Raw genomic sequence first — 17,755 nt, forward strand, 5'->3', positions numbered from 1 at the left:
ATGGGCAAAATCACGATTGTTGGACTGGGACCGGGGGCCTTTAGCCTGCTTACTGTTGAAGCCTGGAATACGCTCCGGGCGGCCAAATCGCTGCTACTGAGGACGGCGCGGCACCCCTGCGTGGACGATTTGGCGCGGCACGGGCTTTCGTTTACGAGTTACGACGCCGTTTACGACGAAAAAGCCTCGTTCGAAGAAGTCTACCAAACGATTGCCGCTGATGTCGTTTCCCGCGCCGCCGGGGGTGAAGAAGTGGTCTTTGCCGTGCCAGGCAGTCCCCTGGTGGCCGAGCGCACGGTGGTTCTTATCCGGGACCAGGCCAAGGGGCAGGGCATCCCGGTCGCCATTGTGCCAGGCATGAGTTTTCTGGAAGTACTTTATACCCGTTTGGGCATCGACCCTATCCACGGTTTGACGGTCGTAGACGCGGCCGAGGTGGACAAGCTGCCGCCTGACCTTCCGACCGGCCTGGTCGTGACCCAGGTTTACAACCGGCAGGTAGCGTCGGAGACCAAGCTTACTCTCATGGACTATTTTGGCGATGATTATCCCGTTACGGTGGTGCAGAGCCTCAGCCTGCCTGAGGAAGAAGTCCGGACCATCCCCCTGTACGAATTGGACCGCCTACCGGTGATCGACCACCTTACCAGTGTGTATGTACCGCCAAGACCCGTTAAAGCCAAACGCTTCAATCTTGCCCCCCTCATCGAGGTGATGGCGACCTTGCGTTCGCCGGGCGGCTGTGTTTGGGACATTGAACAGACCCATGCCAGCCTGCGGCGCTATCTTGTCGAAGAAGTGTATGAAGTGCTGGAGGCCATTGACCTGGCCGATGCGGACAAACTATGCGAGGAGCTTGGCGATCTGCTCCTGCAAATTGTCTTTCACGCCCGCATCGCCGAGGAGAGCGGCGCCTTTTCCATGCAAGACGTAATTGACGGCGTAACGGAAAAGATGATCCGCCGCCATCCCCATGTCTTTGGCGATATCACGGTCCGCGACGCCGCCGAGGTCGTGCTTAACTGGGAGAAAATCAAAAAGCGGGAAAAAGGGGGGACGCCGGCGTCGGTCCTTGCCGGCATCCCGCAAGGCCTGCCCAGTCTGATGTACGCTTATAAATTGCAGGCCAAGGCGGCGAAAGTCGGCTTTGACTGGGACGATATCGGCCCGGTATGGGCGAAGGTTGACGAAGAGCTGGCCGAACTCCGCGCCGCGGTGCAAAGCGGCAAGCAAAGCTGCTGCGAAGACGAATTGGGCGACGTCCTGTTTGCCGTTGTCAACCTGGCCCGCTTTTTAGACATTGATCCCGAAACCGCCCTCAATCATACCAACAACAAATTTCGGCGGCGGTTCGCCTATATCGAAGAAACGGTTGCCGCGCAGGGCCTCAGGTGGCAAGACCTCTCCTTGGCCGAGCTCGACCGCCTGTGGGAGGAGGCCAAGACCAAAGAAACAGGAAAAAATAAGTAATGTTTGGTAATTGGTAGAAGGAATAAAAACCGGAATAGCGAATAATGCTATTCGTAACAATTATGGACAACTATATTGAGGAGGAAGGATTGTGAATAAAACCGAATTGATCGCCAGTGTTGCGGAAAAAGCCGGCATGACGAAGAAGGACGCAGAAAAGGCGCTTAACGCCGTTTTTGCCAGCATCGAGGAAGCGCTGGCCCAGAACGACAAAGTGCAGATTATTGGGTTCGGCACCTTTGAGGTAAAGACCCGCGAAGCCAGAAAAGGACGCAATCCGCAGACCGGCAAGGAAATCGACATTCCCGCCTCGAAGAGCCCTGTCTTCAAAGCTGGCAAAGGTTTGAAAGACGCTGTCAACAAGTAAGGCGATACATAGATGTGGAAAAACCAGGTGCAGGCCTGGTTTTTTTCACTTTGACATAGAATAAGGGGAGGCTATTTGCGGCCGTGACCGGGAAAATATTAATTGTGGAAGATGAAATCAATATCCGCGAACTGGTCCGCTTCAATTTGGAGAAGGAGGGTTATGCCGTGCTTGAGGCTGAGGACGGCAATACAGCATTGGCGCTGGCGCGGCGCGAGCGGCCTGATCTCGTCGTCCTCGACCTGATGCTGCCAGGCAAAGATGGCCTGGATGTGTGCCGGGCCATGAAGAGCGCCCGCGAGACGGCCGGTATCGCCATTATAATGCTCACCGCCAAGGCGGAGGAAGTGGACAAAATCATCGGCCTGGAGATGGGCGCCGACGATTATATGGTTAAGCCGTTTAGCCCGCGGGAGCTTTTGGCCCGCATTAAGGCGGTGCTGCGCCGCAGCCAAAAAGATGCACCGCTGACCGGCGAACTGGTGGTCGGCAATCTAAAACTCAACTTTAGCCGTTATGAGGCCCATATCGGCAAAGAAAAGCTTGAACTTACCCCCAAAGAGTTTGAGCTCCTGAAACTGTTCGTCACCGATGTGGGCAGGGTGTTTACGCGCGAACAACTCTTGGACAAGGTCTGGGGGTACGAATACTTCGGCGATACCCGGACCGTAGATGTACATATCCGCCACCTGCGGGCCAAACTAAGCATTGACCCTGTTCTGGCCGAGGCCATTGAGACAGTGCGCGGCGTCGGCTACCGGTTTCGGGAAATTTAACAATTTGTTAACATGGATTTAACAACGGTGGAACGCATTCATGTTATAGTGCTGGGAGAGAACCTTAGGAGGAAGCCCTATATGGAATATAAAATCCAAATTAATAAACTGAAGCTTTATTATGGGGATACCCTGGCACTGAAAAAGATTTCCCTAAATGTGGTAAAAAACAGCGTTTTGGCCCTTATCGGCCCGTCCGGTTGCGGCAAATCGACTTGTCTGCGCACCATTAACCGGATGAATGACCTTATTGACAATGTCCGCATTGAGGGCGAGGTGCTGCTGGACGGCATGAATATTTACCATCCCGGCACCGACGTGGTCATGCTGCGCAAGCGGGTAGGCATGGTGTTTCAGCGGCCTAACCCCTTTCCCATGTCCATTTATGACAATGTCGCCTACGGCCCCCGTATTCATGGCCTGAAAAATAAGGCGCGCCTGGATGAGATAGTGGAAAAAAGCCTGACCGGCGCCGCTTTGTGGGATGAGGTAAAAAACCGCCTGCACAGCTCGGCAATGGGTCTGTCGGGCGGGCAGCAACAGCGGCTGTGTATCGCCCGCCTCTTGGCGGTTGAGCCGGAGGTGCTGCTCATGGACGAACCCTGTTCGGCGCTCGACCCTATTTCGACGATGAAAATCGAGGAACTGATTACCGAACTTAAGACCAATTACACGATTGTCTTGGTGACCCACAATATGCAGCAGGCCGCCCGCGTTTCCGACTACACCGCCTTTTTCCTAAACGGCGAGCTCATTGAACATGACGAAACCGGCGCCATTTTTACCCGCCCCCAGGATAAACGCACTGAAGATTATATCACCGGTCGCTTCGGTTAACAGGAGGGAAAGACGTGGTAACGAGACAAAGTTATGATCAGGAGCTGGAAGCGCTTAGGCAGGAACTGCTGCGCATGGGCAATGCCGTGGCTATGGCCATTGAGGATGCCGTCCAGTCGCTGGCCAAACAGGATGTTAACCTTGCCCGCAAGGTAATTGAGGGCGACGACATCATTGACAAGATGGAAGTGGACATCGAGGACAAGTGCATGGTCCTCATTGCCCGCCAGCAGCCGCTGGCCCGGGACCTGCGCATCATCAGCACCGGCCTGAAAATTACGACCGATCTGGAGCGTATCGGCGACCACGCCTATGATATTGCCAATGTCACCCTACGGCTGGCCCACCAGCCTCTCATCAAGCCGCTGGTCGACATCCCCCGCATGGCCGGCATGGCCCAAAAGATGCTCCATAATGCCCTTGAAGCATATTTTAAGCTGGATATTACGCTGGCCGAGCAGGTCTGTCTGGCCGATGACGAGGTCGACAACCTTTACCAGCAGATTTTCCGGGAACTTTTGACCTATATGATGGAAGATCCCCGGACGATCAGTCAGGCGACGCAGCTTATTTTTGTCGGCCGCTACCTCGAGCGCATCGCCGACCATGCTACCAACATCGCCGAATGGGTCATCTATCTGGTGACCGGCCAACGCCTGCGTAAGAAATAAAAGATTTGAGCTTATCCCCTGCATTACCCCCTTAGGGTAGACGGCGTTAAAAAAGCCCATTTGTTACAATGGGCTAAGCTTCGTCATCTTAAGGGGATTTTTCTTATTTTATTGGGCTTTTGCCAATGGCAGGGTGAAGGTGAAGGTGGTGCCGGCGCCCGGCTCGCTCGTGACGTCAATTTTGCCGCCCAGGGTTTCGATGATATGTTTGACGATAGCCAGGCCGAGGCCGGTGCCGCCGGCGCTGCGGGAACGGGCCCGGTCGACGCGGTAGAAGCGGTCAAAGATAAAAGGCAGGTCTTTGGCGGGGATGCCTATCCCGGAGTCCTGAACCATGAAGACGGCTTTGTCGCTATTCTGCCACCATTTCAGCAGCACCTTCCCGCCGTCCGGCGTATACTTAATGCTGTTATCGAGCAGGTTTACAAACACCTGCTTCAGCCAATCAGGGTTGGCCATAACCGCCAGTGGCTGGGCCGGCGCATCAAGCAGCACGGACAGCTTTTTGGCCCGCCATTGGGCCGATAGCTCCTCGACAACGGTGGCCGCCACTTTATATATATCGGTAGGCTCAAGCCGGGTTTGCTGCCCGGTTGTCCGGGCGTCCAAACTGGCCAGTTGCAAAAGATCGGCGATAAGGCGGTTCATACGTTCCGCCTCGCCATGAATTATGGTAACGAATTTGGCGGCCAGCGCCGGCTCCCGGATGGCGCCGTCGAGAAGGGTCTCGGCAAAACCCTTGATTGCCGTCAGCGGTGTCTTAAGTTCGTGGGAGGCATTGGCGACAAACTCGGCCTGCCGCTCATGGATTTCCTGCAGGGCAGTAATGTCGTGAAAGACGGTAAGGACGCCGCCGCCTTCGTCGCCAAGGGGAGCAAGAAAGACCTGAAAGACGCGTTTTGCGCCGTGAAGGTTGGTGCGGAGCTGAATCAGCCGGTTTTCACCGGTAGCCACTGTTTCCCGGACGGCTTTATCGAGCAGACTGTTGCCGATAACCTGGATGTTGTGCTGGCCCAGCATGGCGCCGGTGATGGAAAACAGCGAAGCGGCCCGCAGGTTGAAGTCAGTCACCCGCCCATAGCGGTCAAGCAGGAGAACGGCATTATCCATATGCTGGAGGATGAGTTCGAGCTTATGTTTTTGCGCCACGATTTCCTTTAGCTTGTCATCGAGCCGCGCCGCTAGGTTGTTCAGCGTATGGCCTAAAATTTCGATTTCGTCGCCGGTCTTGATATGAACGCGTTTATCGAGTTGCCCTTCGCCAATAAGGCGGGCTACGTCCGTGATTTCCTCCAGCGGCGCCGTGTACTTGCGGGCCAGGCGGATGCTGAAGGCGATGGCGAGCAGGGTAGTAACGACAAAGGCGGCGAGCAGCGCCGACCGAATCCGGTTATAGGCCGTTTCCACATGGGACAGGGTGGTGGAGAGACGGACAACGCCAATGATTTCGTTGCCGCTTCGCATAGGAATAGCTACATACAGCAGGTTTTCGTCCAAGGTAGTGCTGTGGCGGATAGCCGTGCCGCGGCCGCCGGCCAGCGCGGCGGCGATTTCAGGCCGGTGCAAGTGGTTTTCCATCAGGGCCGGGTTTTCCCGTGAGTCGGCCAGTACGACACCGTTAGGGTCGATAATGGTGAGGCGCAGGTCGACCTCGGCCCCGAGCTCTTTGGCGATGGCGTCAAGGTCGGCTTCCGCTGGCGGACCGCTTATATGGACCCGCAGCAGCTGTTCGGTGATTTGGGCCTGGGTAAACAGATTACCGGTCAGGCGTTCAAGGTTATACTTGTGAACAAACCAGAGAATATAGCTGCCAAGGGTAGCCAAAGTAAGAATAATGAGCAGCAAAAACGAAAAAATGAGCCGGTTGCGTAAACTAAAGCGAAACATGGCGGTATACTCCTGTTTTTAACAATAATACTACAGTATTTTGGATTTGTGTGCAATTATGACTATATTATAGGGTGACCAGCTTACGGCCTCCCTGTCCGGCAATTTAACATAGCGTTAACATTGGTTTAACACAACGATTGCAGAACGGTTTTATAATGAAAGTGCGAAGACAAACTAATAAAATGAAGACAAACTAATAAAAACAGGTACAGGAGGTCTTGTTTATGAATTTGTTCCGTAAACCGAAAATGCTGGCGGCGGCGCTGGCCCTTATGCTGGGCGTATCGCTGGCGGCAGGCTGCGGCCAGAAAAGCGAGCCCAAGACAGGTGAACTGCAGGGCACGGTCACCGCTTCGGGTTCAACGGCCCTCTTGCCGCTCTTGAAGCCCGCCCAGGAAGAATTCCAAAAGAAGCACCCCAAAGTTACCGTTAACATCGCCGGCGGCGGTTCCTTTACCGGTATGAACCAAGTGGCCGCAGGGTCAGTCAATATCGGCAACTCCGATGTCGAGCTTCCCCCTGAACTAAAAGACAAAGGTCTGGTTGACCACAAAGTTGCCGTAGCACCTTTCGTGTTTATCGTTAACCCTGACGTGACGGTCGACAACCTGACGCAGCAGCAATATATCGACATCTTCACCGGCAAAATCACCAACTGGAAAGAAGTCGGCGGTAAAGACCAGAAAATCACCATTATTCACCGCGCTAAATCTTCCGGTTCCCGCGCGACCATTGCCCAAGTCGTCCTGAAAGGTGCCGCCTTTACTGACAATGCCGTTATCCAGGACTCGAACGGCGCTGTCCGGGCCGCCATTGCCAGCACTCCCGGCGCCATCGGCTATGTCGATGCTCCATATGCCGACAATACCGTAAAAGTGCTGGCTTATAACGGGGTAAAATATACGCCGGAAAACGTAATTAATGGCACCTACCCGGTCTTCGCCTATGAGCACATGTATACCAAAGGGGAGCCGACCGGCGCGGTAAAGGCATTCATTGACTACGTCATGAGCAAAGAATTCCAGGAAACTTACGTCGAGAAAAACGGCTTCCTGCCGATTACCAAGATGAAGAAATAGGAAACCAACAGCCGCGCCTCTGGCGCGGTTTTTGGCTTTCCTGTAAATCATGCAATTTTTAACGAAAAGTTAACATTCTATTAACAAAGGCAGGAGCGGCGGTGTTTATAATAGCCATGAGGAACTTTTGATTTAGAGCGGAGTGTGAATGACATGGCGACTTTGGTCAATGCCAAAGAACATAGCTTAAAACTGGCCTACGACCGTTATGTGCGCTACTTGTTTATTGCCAGCGCCTTCTTAATGACCGTCATCATCCTGTCCATTATTATCTTTGTCGGACAGCAGGGACTGCTCACCTTTAAAGACGTGGAGCCCGGGGAATTTTTCCTGTCGACCAAGTGGGATCCTACGGAAAATCATTACGGCGCCCTCAGTTTTATCGCCGGTTCCCTGTACGTAACGCTGCTCGCGGTGCTGTTTGGTGCGCCGCTTGGCCTGGCCGGCGCTATCTTTATGGCCAAAATCGCGCCGCCGTGGCTCCGGGAAATTATGCGCCCGGCCACCGACCTCTATGTGGCCATTCCCTCGGTTGTTTACGGCTTTGTGGGTCTTACCGTCCTGGTACCGTTTATCCGCGTGCAATTTGGCGTCAACACCGGTTTTGGCCTGCTGGCCGCCGCCGTTATTCTGGCCATTATGATTTTGCCGACGATTATCAGCATTTCGGAAGACGCCATTCGCGCCGTACCGCGGGCGCTGGAGGAAGGCTCGCTCGCGCTGGGGGCTACCCGCTGGCAGACGATTACCGGCGTTATCCTGCCGGCGGCGCTGCCTGGCATATTGACGTCGGTTATTTTGGCCATGGCCAGGGCGGTCGGCGAGACGATGGCCGTGCAGATGGTGATTGGTAATACGCCACAGCTGGCCAAGTCGTTATTTATGCCGACTTCTACCCTGACCAGCGAAATTGTGGTTGAAATGGGTAACACTCCCTTTGGTACGGCTTGGGGTAATTCGCTCTTTCTTATGGCGCTGGTGCTGCTGCTCCTGTCATTAGCCATGATCCTGGTTATTCGCCGGGTGGCGGCAAAGGGGGCGGTATAAATGGAACGCTCTGTCGAAGGTGATCGTTATTGTGCCGTGCATATACCGCTAAAAGGAATGATTGTCGTGTGGCAACGCCTAACAAACCCCCGTGCTATTGATAGATTGGCTAATGCGATTATGTGGCTGGCAGGGATGGTTATTCTGGGAATTTTGGCTGCTTTTCTTGCTTATATCTTGTATAAAGGCGTACCGGTACTGTCGTGGAACTTTATCACCGGCATGCCCAGCGACATCCGCGCTGGCGGCGGGGTGGGGCCGCAGTTTTTCAATTCGTTTTATATTCTCTTCTTATCAATGCTGTTTTCTATTCCGGTAGCCCTTGGCGCCGGCATCTACCTGGCCGAATATGCGCCCGCCAGCCGCCTTACCGATGTTATCCGTCTCAGCACGGAAAGCCTCGCCACCGTACCGTCTATTGTCCTCGGCTTGTTTGGCATGATTATTTTTGTTAATATGCTGGGGTTGGGCTTCAGTATCATCGGCGGCGCGCTGACGCTGTCCCTCCTCAACCTGCCGGTGCTGGTGCGGGTAACGGAAGAAGCGATCCGTACCGTGCCGGCGTCCTATCGGGAGGCCAGCCTGGCCCTGGGAGCCACCAAGTGGCAGACGATTTGGAAGGTGGTGCTGCCAAACGCCCTGCCTGGCATTATTACCGGTATTACGTTGACTGCCGGCCGGGCGTTGGGCGAAACGGCGATCCTCATTTTTACCGCCGGGACGACCGTATCACGCCATCTGCCGGATTTTGACCCGTTGGCCGCCGGGGAGACGTTGGCCGTGCACATGTGGTATGTCATGGCTGTCGGTTTGGTGCCGGACCGGGTCGAGATTGCCAACGGCATCGGCGCCCTGCTGATTATTGCCATTTTGGCCTTTAATCTTATGTTTACTATTCCGGGGCACTTGCTGCAGCGAAAACTAAAGGGGAAATAGGAAAAAGGTCGTGAAAATACCCTGTTCGCGGCCTTTTTTCCACCTATGCAGTTCTTAAAACTGTGTTAAGAAATGTTAAGTTATGGTAAAGTGCCGTCAAAGTCCAAGAAAATAATGGTAGTATCTACCCCAAACAATATTGGTGGGGGATACTATGGACGGCATCAGGCAAAAGCTACTATCGTGGTGCAAGGATGGCGGGAAATGGGCTCGGGGAAATTGTTGTGAGCCGAATGCAAGGCGGTTTAGCAGTCTTGGCGGTTTAATGCGGTTTAATTGTCAGCCAATTTAGGGCCTAGGAACGTAACTAATAAAACCCCAATTGCCAGTAGCTGGCAATTGGGGTTTTTAACCAAAATTACAATGCGTCGTTATATATATTGCGTACGACTTCCGGTGTCGCCGGCACAGGCGCCAGATCTAACAAGGTTTTAAGGCTGGGGGTTTCAAAGGCGAGTTTAACTAGTTTATCAATATCGCCAGCCGCAAAGCCTTCATCGGCCAAGCAAGCGTTTATTCCCATCGATTTAAGCCATTCTTTCAAGGCAGTGTATACTTTGTGGCTTTCGGTTTCTGCCCCGGTCAAGCCAGGGATGATCGGCGCCAAAATATCTGCCAGGATGGCGCCTTTGGCAGGATAAATTTGTTTGACTACGGCAGGCAAGAGTATGCCAAGCCCTTTGCCATGGGCAAGCTCGGGACGGACGCCGCTCAAGGGGTGTTCAAGAGCGTGCGTAAAATGCAGCAGACCGTTGTCGAAGGAGATGCCTGCGATCAGGGAAGCATAGAGGAGGAAGTAGCGCGCCTGTAAATCCTGCGGATCTTGTTTTGCCCGGGGGAGGTATTCGGCGACTAATTTGATTGTTTCACGCGCCAGACTAATGGCAAACGGATTATTTACCGTGGTTGTAGCTGCTTCGACAACATGGTTAACGGCATCAATTGTTACATAAACTGTTTGATCGGCCGGAAGCATTGTCATTAGTGCGGGGTCATCAATCGCATATAGCGGGTAAATGCAGTCATAAGCAATGGCAGGCTTATATTCTTTTTCCGGGATGCTGACCACGGCGAAGCGGTCGACTTCAGTACCGGTGCCGTGCGTCAGATTTATCGCAACAATCGGCGCTGCTTTAACGGGTGTAAACTTAAATTCATAAAGGTCTCTGCCCGTTTTATCAGTATACTCTAAAAGGATGGCTACGCTTTTCGCGGCGTCAATCGGGCTGCCGCCACCGATGGCGATTACGGCTTGAGCGCCAAAAGCGCGCGCAAGCTGTGTCGCTTCATCTACTTGATCGACAGTTGGATTAGGGGTTACTTTGCTGTAGAGAGTATAGGCGATGTTGGCAGCGTCTAAAGCCTGCTTTACTTTATCCCATGCACCTGTTTTAATATGTGAAGATTTGCCTGTTACAACAACGACTTTGTTAATCCCCCTTTTGCTCAATTCTTGGGCGATATCGGTCATTTTACCGATGGCGCCTACACCGAAATACACCGTTGTTTTAGCGCGAATTTCACTGATAAGGTTAATGTCGATGCTTTTTTCCCACATAGTAGCACCTCTTTTTTAAAATTAATGTGTTTAATTTGAGCATATACGGTTGGAGGAAATTTGCCAAATCTGAATTTGTGAAAAAAATAACTATTTTAGACTGATAAAAGTTAATATCAATGTTTTTGCATTTAAAAAACAAAAAAGTACCAGTTTTCACAAAATGTCATGCTGCTGAATTGCAATAGCAATTGCAATCCCTGGGAATTTACCGAGGATCGTAGGAAGCGTAGGGTGATAAAAATAATATTAAACCACATGTTTTACTTGTCTTCTGCCATACTAAGAGGTGAGGAGGTGCACCATATGTCAAAAATGTGGAAGAAATGGTTTTGGTTACCGGTGCTTTTATTGGCAGTTGCCTTAGTGCTTGGTGGCTGCAATTTGTTTAAGCCGCCCCAGCCAAAACCGCAGCCCGCGCCGCCGTCGCCACCACCCCAAAAACAGGCCGTGCAAGGGGCGGAGCCGGATATAACGGTTTATATGCATGAGACCGGTGAAAAGAAGACCATGAAAATGGAAGATTACATCGCCGGGGTTGTGGCCGGGGAAATGAAAAACGACTGGCCGGTTGAAGCACTGGCCGCCCAGGCCATTATCGCCCGCACTTTTACCGTGGAGGCCATCGAGACGAAAGGCGGCGTTCCGGCACGAGGCACGCAGGCGTCAACCGATATAAAAGAATTTCAGGCGTATAATGCCGCCGCCGTCAATGACCGGGTCAAGCAGGCGGTGCAGATGACCCGCGGCATGATTATTGCCTATCAGGGCAAACCGGCGAAAACATGGTTTCACGCCAGCGCCGGCGGGGTGACGGCTACGGCCAAAGAGGGCCTTGACTACAAGGACCCCGAGCCGCCCTACATCCAGAGCGTCCAGTCTCCCGACGATTTGGCGCCGCCCGACGTACAGAACTGGACAGTGACATTTTCCAAGGAAGAGGTGAGGGCTGCCCTGGCCAAGGTCGGCCAGCGCGTCGACCGCATCGACAGTTTGGAAATTGGCCAGAAAGGGCCGTCCGGACGGACGACCGCCTTTGTCGTCAATAAGAACGTGCAGGTATCAGGGCCGGCACTGCGGGTAGCCCTGGACAGCACGAAACTGAAGTCGCTGCTCTTAGACAAGGTGGAAGTAAGCGAAGACAGCATAACCTTTACCGGCAAAGGCTACGGCCACGGGGTAGGCATGTCCCAGTGGGGCGCCCACAAACTGGCCAAAGAAGGCAAGAAGCCGGAAGAAATTATCGGCCACTATTATCGGGGCATTACAATCGAAAAACGCTGGCAATAACGTAAAGCCGGGGCAAGACCCCGGCTTTGCTGCTTATATCACGGTTTTAAAAGACGTGTTCTGGTATAAGCTTCCCATAAAATGCGGAAAATACCAAGGGGAAAGGGGGGATATGGTGCAGGACGAACAATGCCGGCCAGTAAAAAAATTATCGGCCCGGTTACCTGAAGCTTCCCTGGCGGAGGCCGGTAGAGAACTGGCCCGTTTGCGCCGGCTGACGGCCGAAAGCGCCGAAATCGGTGAAGAATTGAGCCAGGTCGTTGCCGAGCTGCGTCAGGTTGCCGCTCCGCCGGACGAGCCCTTTATCTTTACGCCGGTGCTGGCCGAAAATGAACGGCTGCTCCGCGCTATTTTCCGCGACTGCGACGATATAAAGTACCGCGCCTTTAAGGCCGGCCAGCGTCAGGCGTTGTTGGTCTATCTCAACTGGATGACCGACCTTACCCTGCTGGAAAAAAACGTCCTGGAAACACTGATGACCCCCGGGCAGGGGGGGCAGGTTAGCGTTGATCCCGGCGCGCTGGTTAATCAATTTTTGACTTCCGCGTCTTTAACCGTGACTTACCAGGCCAGCGAGGCCATTGAGGCCGTCATGACCGGCAACGCGCTGCTGTTGGTCGACGGCATCGCAGAGGCGTTCACCATTGGTACCGTCAAGCATGTGAAACGCACGGTTGAAGGAGCCAAGAGCGAAGGGGTGGTGCGGGGGCCCCAGGATGCGTTTAATGAGACGCTTAGTGACAATATTGTGCTCATCCGCCGCCGTACCCGCGACCCCAACGTCAAAATCCGCGTCCTGAAGCTGGGGGAACGGACCAAAACGGCCATTGCCCTGGTGTATGTCGCCAATTTAGTTAAACCCGGCCTGGTGGAAGAGGTCGAGCGCCGGTTAAACCTGATAAAAGTAGACAGTGTCATATTATCAACAACGGTGGAAGAAGCTTTGAGCGACCACCCCTGGACGCCGTTTCCCCAGGCGCAGGTCACGGAACGGCCGGAAACAATGGTGGCAGCGGTGTATGAAGGGCGGGTCGGCATCATCGTGGACAACACCCCGTTTTCCTTGATTGTTCCCTGCACCTACGCCAATTTATTGCAAAGCACGGATGATTATACCGCCCGGCCGACCGTGGCCAGCCTCATCCGCCTTACCCGCCATGCGTCGGCGTTTCTGGCGATTTACCTGCCGGCGCTTTATATTGCCATTGTCTCTTTTCACCCCGGGATGCTGCCGACGACGCTGGCCATTTCCATTGCCGAACTCAGGGCCCGGACGCCTTTTCCGTCGCTGCTAGAGGCGGTCATGATGGAGATTTTACTGGAAATTTTCCAGGAAGCCATTATCCGCCTGCCGAACAAATTCGCCGGCGCCGCCGGCGTAGTCGGCGGTCTGGTCATCGGCACCACCGTTGTCCAGGCGGCGCTGGTCAACCCGCTGCTGGTGGTCGTTATCGCCACCACCGCCATTGCCTCCTACACCATGCCTTCTTATCACTTTAGCATGGCCCTCCGGTCATTACGGGTACCGCTGTTAATCTTGGCGTCAGTTTTGGGGTTATATGGCGTGATGTTGGGGGTGTTGGCAATTACTACGCATATGTGTTCGCTGCGCAGTTTTGGCGAGTCGTACCTCGGGGGCACGCTGGATATTACGCTGCTCGAAGACTGGAAGGATATGCTGGTGCGGTTTCCTGTGAAATTTTTGCGGGCCCGGCCCAAAGAACTGGGCCCCCAGGAGCGGACCAGGATGGGGGGCGGCCATGGTTAACTGGCAGTAAAATTCACCGGGCAGGGACGTTAAACTTGATTTAATCAGTATTGGCGCCAAAAAATCCGGCCGCAGAAGCGGACAAGGTGGTGAAATACATTGGCTAATCTGGAAGCGAAAAGCAAAATGTCGGCGATCCAGCTCGGCCTTGTCGTGGCCACAACCGCGATCGGCGCGCAAATCATCATAATGCCGGCGGCAATAATTAAACAGGCCGGTCAGGCCACCTGGCTGAGCGTCCTGCTGGGCGGTTTCGTCTTTTACGGGGCTGCCTGGTTGATGGTCAAGCTGGGCAAGCAGTTCCCGGAGGAAACAATGGTGGAATACATGCCGCGGCTGTGGGGACGGTGGGGCGGCGGCATCGTTATCTGGTGGTTCAGTTTAACTTATATGCTTGTTTTCGCCCTGATCCTGCATGGCTTCAGCCAGGCAATCACTTTTATTCTCTTTGACCGGACGCCGCCGGGAATAGTGTCCATGGGCATACTGGCGGTCAGCGCCTACTGCGCCTTGCAGGACTGGGGGACCATCTTGCGGGTGCTGCATTTATTGTTTTTTATTGCTGTCCCTATGATAGTTGGCATATGGCTGCTTGGTCTGTTGAATTTCCAACCGGAAAACATGCTCCCGCTGCTGCCGGAAGATGTCAGCGGGGTACTGGCCGCGAGTTTGAAGAGTTGGGACCTGTACAGCGGTTATGAAATCATTCTGTTCCTCTTGCCGTTAGTGGCCCGGGGCAAAATCAGCCCGGAAAAGGCCGTGGGCGGGGCGTTCGGATGTATGGGCCTGGTCTTTGTAATGATCATGATTATTATTGTCGGGGTATTGACCGCCGCGAGCGCGCAGAATGCGATCTATCCGCCCATAATGGTCATTCGCGGGATCGAACTGCCCGGCACTTTTATTGAACGCCTGGAAAACTATCTGGTCCTCGCCTGGATCCCGGTGGTATTTGATACTTTGGCCGTCATACTGTTTATCTTGGCCCAGATTTGTATGCGGCGCTATGGTTATACCGACCACCGGCCATGGGTAATGGCGCTGGCGCCGCTATTATATTTCGGCAATGAACTGTTGACCGGTTTTAAAGTATACGAGACAATGGGCAAAATAGCGACCTGGCTGGGGCTCGGGTTTTCGCTGGCGGTCGTGCCGCTGACCCTGGTCCTGGCCTGGCGGCGAAAGCGGCGATGGCATGAACGGTGCGGTTAAGAAAAGCGCCCTGGGCTATATGGCCATTATCTGTCTTTGTTTACTGCTTACCGGCTGCTGGGACCGGCGGGAACTGCAGGACCGCAATTTTGTCCTGGCCGTAGCGATCGATGTGGCCGATGCCGGGGAGCAGGGCAGCCAAGCTGCGGCGGTAAAGCGGGCGGAAACCTTTGTCCAGCCCCATGGCGCCAAGCGTTATCGCTTAAGTCTACAGGTATTGCGGTTAGCGGCGGCTGAACCGGAGGCCAAGAAAGCGGCGGTGGTCAAGACCTATGTTATTTCCAATACCGGGGAATCAATCATTGAAATGATCCGCGACATGCTGGGACAGACCAGCAAAAGCCTGTATTTCGAGCATATCCAGACCATCGTGATCAGTGAAGCGGCGGTTAAGCAGGCCGGCTTGACCCCGATCATTGACCTGTTCCGCCGCGATGCGGAAATGCGCTGGCGCATTAAGATATACATCACACCAGGCGAAGCGCGGCCGCTGTTGGAATACAAGCCGCCTACCGGTGAACCGGGAGGGGTATATCTGGCCCAGATTGTCCAGCTTCACTCCCGCAATATCCATGTGGCCGGCGCGCGTACCGACCTCGGGTATATTGCCCAGATGCTTGACAATAACGCTGATGTCATCATCCCGCGGATTGAAATGGCTGACAAGGTCGTAAAGGCAGGCGGGCTTGCAGCGTTTAAAAAGGATAAATTTGTCGGTTATGTCGATGAATACGCTGCTATGGGCCTAAAATTTATCCGCGGCACCGAAAAATCGGCCGTTTTTTCCGTGACCTGTCCGGACCATCCCGGGGAAGTGCTGGCCTTTGAGCTGTTTCACCATGACACCAAACTTACGCCCCATGTGGCGGACGACAAGATTTATTTTACCCTCGACATTGCCATGCGCGGCAATATCGGCGAGATCCAGGGCACCGGCCACGATACCACGAAGCCTGACCATATCCGTAAACTCGAGCTATTGTTTGCCGAAGAGGTGAAGCGGTCGGTCCTGTACGCCAAGGAGGTGTCGCAAGCCCTTGGGGTTGACGCGCTGACCTTCAGCAAAAAATTAAAGGCCCATGAGCCCAACGTCTGGAAACAAATCGAAGACCGGTGGGATGAAATTTACCCGACCATTCCGCTGGTCGTATCAGTCAATGTGACCATCCGTAATATCGGCTCCCATAAATAGCAGTGTGCTGCTTGCACCTGGCATTAAAAGCGGGGGATTTTATGAAGGATAAAGTCAGTAGACGAGTCTTCGGCTATTTGGCAATCATCTGTCTGTCCATACTGCTGTCCGGGTGCTGGGACCGGCGGGAACTGCAGGACAGGAGTTTTGTCCTGGCCGCAGCGATTGATGTGGCCGATGCCGGGGAGCAGGGCAGCCAAGGCGGGGCGGTAACCCGGACCGAAACTTTTGTCCAGCCCCACGGCGCCAAGCGCTACCGCCTGAGCTTGCAGGTTTTGCGTCTGGTGTCAGGCGGCGAAGGGGATGAAAAGGAAGGCGAAGGAAAAACTTTTGTCCTTTCCAACACCGGCCAGTCCATCTTTGAAATGATCCGCGATACGCTGGGGCAGAGCAGCAAGAGTCTGTATTTTGAACATATCCAGACCATTATTATTAGTGAGGCAGCGGTAAAAGAAGCCGGCGGCCTGGCGCCTATCCTCGATTTTTTCCGCCGCGACGGGGAAGCGCGTTGGCGGATTAAAGCCTATCTTACCTCGGGCCAAGCGCAGCCGCTTTTGGAGTATATTCCGCCCAGCGGCGAGCCGGGCGGGATATTCCTGGCCAAAATGGCTGACCTCCACCCGAAAAATGTGCATGTGGCGACCGCACGGGCTGACCTGGGGTATATTTCCCAGCATATTGATGCCGAGGTCGATGTAATCATGCCGCGGATTGAGCTGGCTGATAATATGGTGAAACTGGGCGGCCAGGCACTGTTTAAAAAAGATAAATTTGCCGGGTATCTAGACGAATATGGTGTAAAAGGGTTGCGATTTATCTACGGCAGCGAAAAAGCGGCCATTATAACGGCTGGCTGCCCGGACCACCCCGGGGAAATACTGGTCTTTGAGCTGCTTGACCAGGATACCAAACTCGAGCCCCATGCCGAAGGTGACAATATTTATTTTACGCTGGACATTGCCATGCGGGGCAATATCGGCGAGGTGCAGTGTTCCGGCCATGACAGCACGGACCCTGACTACATTCGGAAACTGGAAGGGCTGTTTGCCGAAGAAGTGAAGCGCAATGTTTTATATTCTCTGGACGTTTGCCAGAAATTGGGGGTGGATGCCCACCGTTTCGCCGGTAAATTAAAGGCCTATAAGCCCAAAATATGGGCAAAAATTAAGGACCGGTGGGATGAGATCTATCCGACCGTTCCGCTCGTAGTGTCCGTCAATATAACTATCCGCAATATCGGCGAACATAAGTAAGTTACCCTAAAACCACGCTCAGGAGCCACAGGATAACGGCTGTAGCGGCATACCCTACAGCCGTTTTGCGTGCCAGGGCGGCTTCCCGTTGCCGGGCATTATGCTTGTCAAGAACTACGGCCAGCCGCCATGAGGCCAGGGCAGTGCCAAGGAGGACGAAAAGCAGCCAGAGCGTTGTTTTATGTACGATCAGGTAGGCTAGTTTTTGCCAGACGGTGTACATGTCGATACTCATGGTAATTTTCCTTTCCGGTTTGTTTTCGGCCCTAAACTGTTTTTCCATTGCCCGACCAAGATTATTTTTGACCAAGCAACCGCAAAATATCATGCCGCGGCCAAAACCAAGACCCAATCGGATAAAATATACCGCTAAAGTGTTCATGCCAATAAATTGCCACCACTTTCCACT

The 17,755-nt window shown here is 53.7% G+C and carries 16 protein-coding genes; 13 read left to right on the plus strand and 3 right to left on the minus strand.

Translation table 11 applies throughout. The features are described from left to right. The 5 genes from yabN (at nt 1) to phoU (ending at nt 4,121) form a co-directional block, all read left to right on the plus strand. Nucleotides 1-1,470 (plus strand): bifunctional methyltransferase/pyrophosphohydrolase YabN, encoded by a 1,470-nt coding sequence (gene yabN / locus BLQ99_RS03260; protein ID WP_093688101.1) that lies wholly within the window; start codon nt 1-3, stop codon nt 1,468-1,470. A 91-nt stretch (nt 1,471-1,561) separates the two neighbouring features. Beyond that, entirely contained in the window at nt 1,562-1,837 is a 276-nt protein-coding gene (locus BLQ99_RS03265) for an HU family DNA-binding protein (protein WP_093688103.1), read from the plus strand. 83 nt (nt 1,838-1,920) lie between these two features. Next, on the plus strand, nt 1,921-2,613 hold the full coding sequence (locus BLQ99_RS03270) for a winged helix-turn-helix domain-containing protein (protein ID WP_093688105.1): 693 nt from the start codon (nt 1,921-1,923) through the stop codon (nt 2,611-2,613). Between the two features lie 81 nt (nt 2,614-2,694). Continuing rightward, nucleotides 2,695-3,450 (plus strand): phosphate ABC transporter ATP-binding protein PstB, encoded by a 756-nt coding sequence (gene pstB / locus BLQ99_RS03275; RefSeq protein WP_093688107.1) that lies wholly within the window; start codon nt 2,695-2,697, stop codon nt 3,448-3,450. Between the two features lie 74 nt (nt 3,451-3,524). Beyond that, entirely contained in the window at nt 3,525-4,121 is a 597-nt protein-coding gene (phoU, locus tag BLQ99_RS03280; protein ID WP_050769620.1) for a phosphate signaling complex protein PhoU, read from the plus strand. 108 nt (nt 4,122-4,229) lie between these two features. Here the strand turns inward: phoU and BLQ99_RS03285 are convergent, their stop codons facing one another. Further along, a complete protein-coding gene (locus BLQ99_RS03285) occupies nt 4,230-6,008 on the minus strand; it encodes an ATP-binding protein (protein WP_093688109.1) in 1,779 nt (592 codons plus the stop codon). A 227-nt stretch (nt 6,009-6,235) separates the two neighbouring features. On the opposite strand from BLQ99_RS03285, the gene BLQ99_RS03290 reads away from it, so the two are divergent. From BLQ99_RS03290 to pstA, 3 genes are all read left to right on the plus strand, one after another. Further along, nucleotides 6,236-7,090 (plus strand): phosphate ABC transporter substrate-binding protein, encoded by an 855-nt coding sequence (locus BLQ99_RS03290; RefSeq protein ID WP_093688111.1) that lies wholly within the window; start codon nt 6,236-6,238, stop codon nt 7,088-7,090. A 153-nt stretch (nt 7,091-7,243) separates the two neighbouring features. After that, nucleotides 7,244-8,137 carry a phosphate ABC transporter permease subunit PstC gene (gene pstC / locus BLQ99_RS03295; RefSeq protein WP_093688113.1) on the plus strand — a complete coding sequence of 298 codons (894 nt, stop codon included), beginning with the start codon at nt 7,244-7,246 and terminating at the stop codon, nt 8,135-8,137. Between the two features lie 57 nt (nt 8,138-8,194). Beyond that, nucleotides 8,195-9,073, plus strand: a complete 879-nt coding sequence (gene pstA / locus BLQ99_RS03300) for a phosphate ABC transporter permease PstA (protein WP_093688198.1) — start codon at nt 8,195-8,197, stop codon at nt 9,071-9,073. Nucleotides 9,074-9,431: 358 nt separating this feature from the next. On the opposite strand, the gene BLQ99_RS03305 is transcribed toward pstA, so the two are convergent. Beyond that, nucleotides 9,432-10,631: an iron-containing alcohol dehydrogenase gene (locus tag BLQ99_RS03305; RefSeq protein ID WP_093688115.1), complete on the minus strand. Its 1,200-nt coding sequence runs from the start codon at nt 10,629-10,631 to the stop codon at nt 9,432-9,434. A gap of 306 nt (nt 10,632-10,937) precedes the next feature. Between BLQ99_RS03305 and BLQ99_RS03310 the strand changes: the two genes are divergently transcribed. The 5 genes from BLQ99_RS03310 (at nt 10,938) to BLQ99_RS03330 (ending at nt 17,346) form a co-directional block, all read left to right on the plus strand. Beyond that, a complete protein-coding gene (locus BLQ99_RS03310; RefSeq protein WP_093688117.1) occupies nt 10,938-11,921 on the plus strand; it encodes a SpoIID/LytB domain-containing protein in 984 nt (327 codons plus the stop codon). 112 nt (nt 11,922-12,033) lie between these two features. Next, nucleotides 12,034-13,689: a spore germination protein gene (locus BLQ99_RS03315; RefSeq protein ID WP_093688119.1), complete on the plus strand. Its 1,656-nt coding sequence runs from the start codon at nt 12,034-12,036 to the stop codon at nt 13,687-13,689. A gap of 99 nt (nt 13,690-13,788) precedes the next feature. Continuing rightward, nucleotides 13,789-14,901, plus strand: a complete 1,113-nt coding sequence (locus tag BLQ99_RS03320) for a GerAB/ArcD/ProY family transporter (protein WP_093688121.1) — start codon at nt 13,789-13,791, stop codon at nt 14,899-14,901. Further along, entirely contained in the window at nt 14,885-16,093 is a 1,209-nt protein-coding gene (locus BLQ99_RS03325; protein ID WP_093688123.1) for a Ger(x)C family spore germination protein, read from the plus strand. The genes BLQ99_RS03320 and BLQ99_RS03325 overlap by 17 nt, the downstream gene beginning before the upstream one ends. 41 nt (nt 16,094-16,134) lie before the next feature. Continuing rightward, nucleotides 16,135-17,346 (plus strand): Ger(x)C family spore germination protein, encoded by a 1,212-nt coding sequence (locus tag BLQ99_RS03330; RefSeq protein WP_093688125.1) that lies wholly within the window; start codon nt 16,135-16,137, stop codon nt 17,344-17,346. 1 nt (nt 17,347) lies between these two features. Here the strand turns inward: BLQ99_RS03330 and BLQ99_RS15135 are convergent, their stop codons facing one another. Further along, nucleotides 17,348-17,728 carry a hypothetical protein gene (locus BLQ99_RS15135; protein ID WP_245690231.1) on the minus strand — a complete coding sequence of 127 codons (381 nt, stop codon included), beginning with the start codon at nt 17,726-17,728 and terminating at the stop codon, nt 17,348-17,350. Nucleotides 17,729-17,755 lie beyond the last annotated feature (27 nt).

Source organism: Sporolituus thermophilus DSM 23256 (assembly GCF_900102435.1).
Classification (GTDB): domain Bacteria; phylum Bacillota; class Negativicutes; order Sporomusales; family Thermosinaceae; genus Thermosinus; species Thermosinus thermophilus.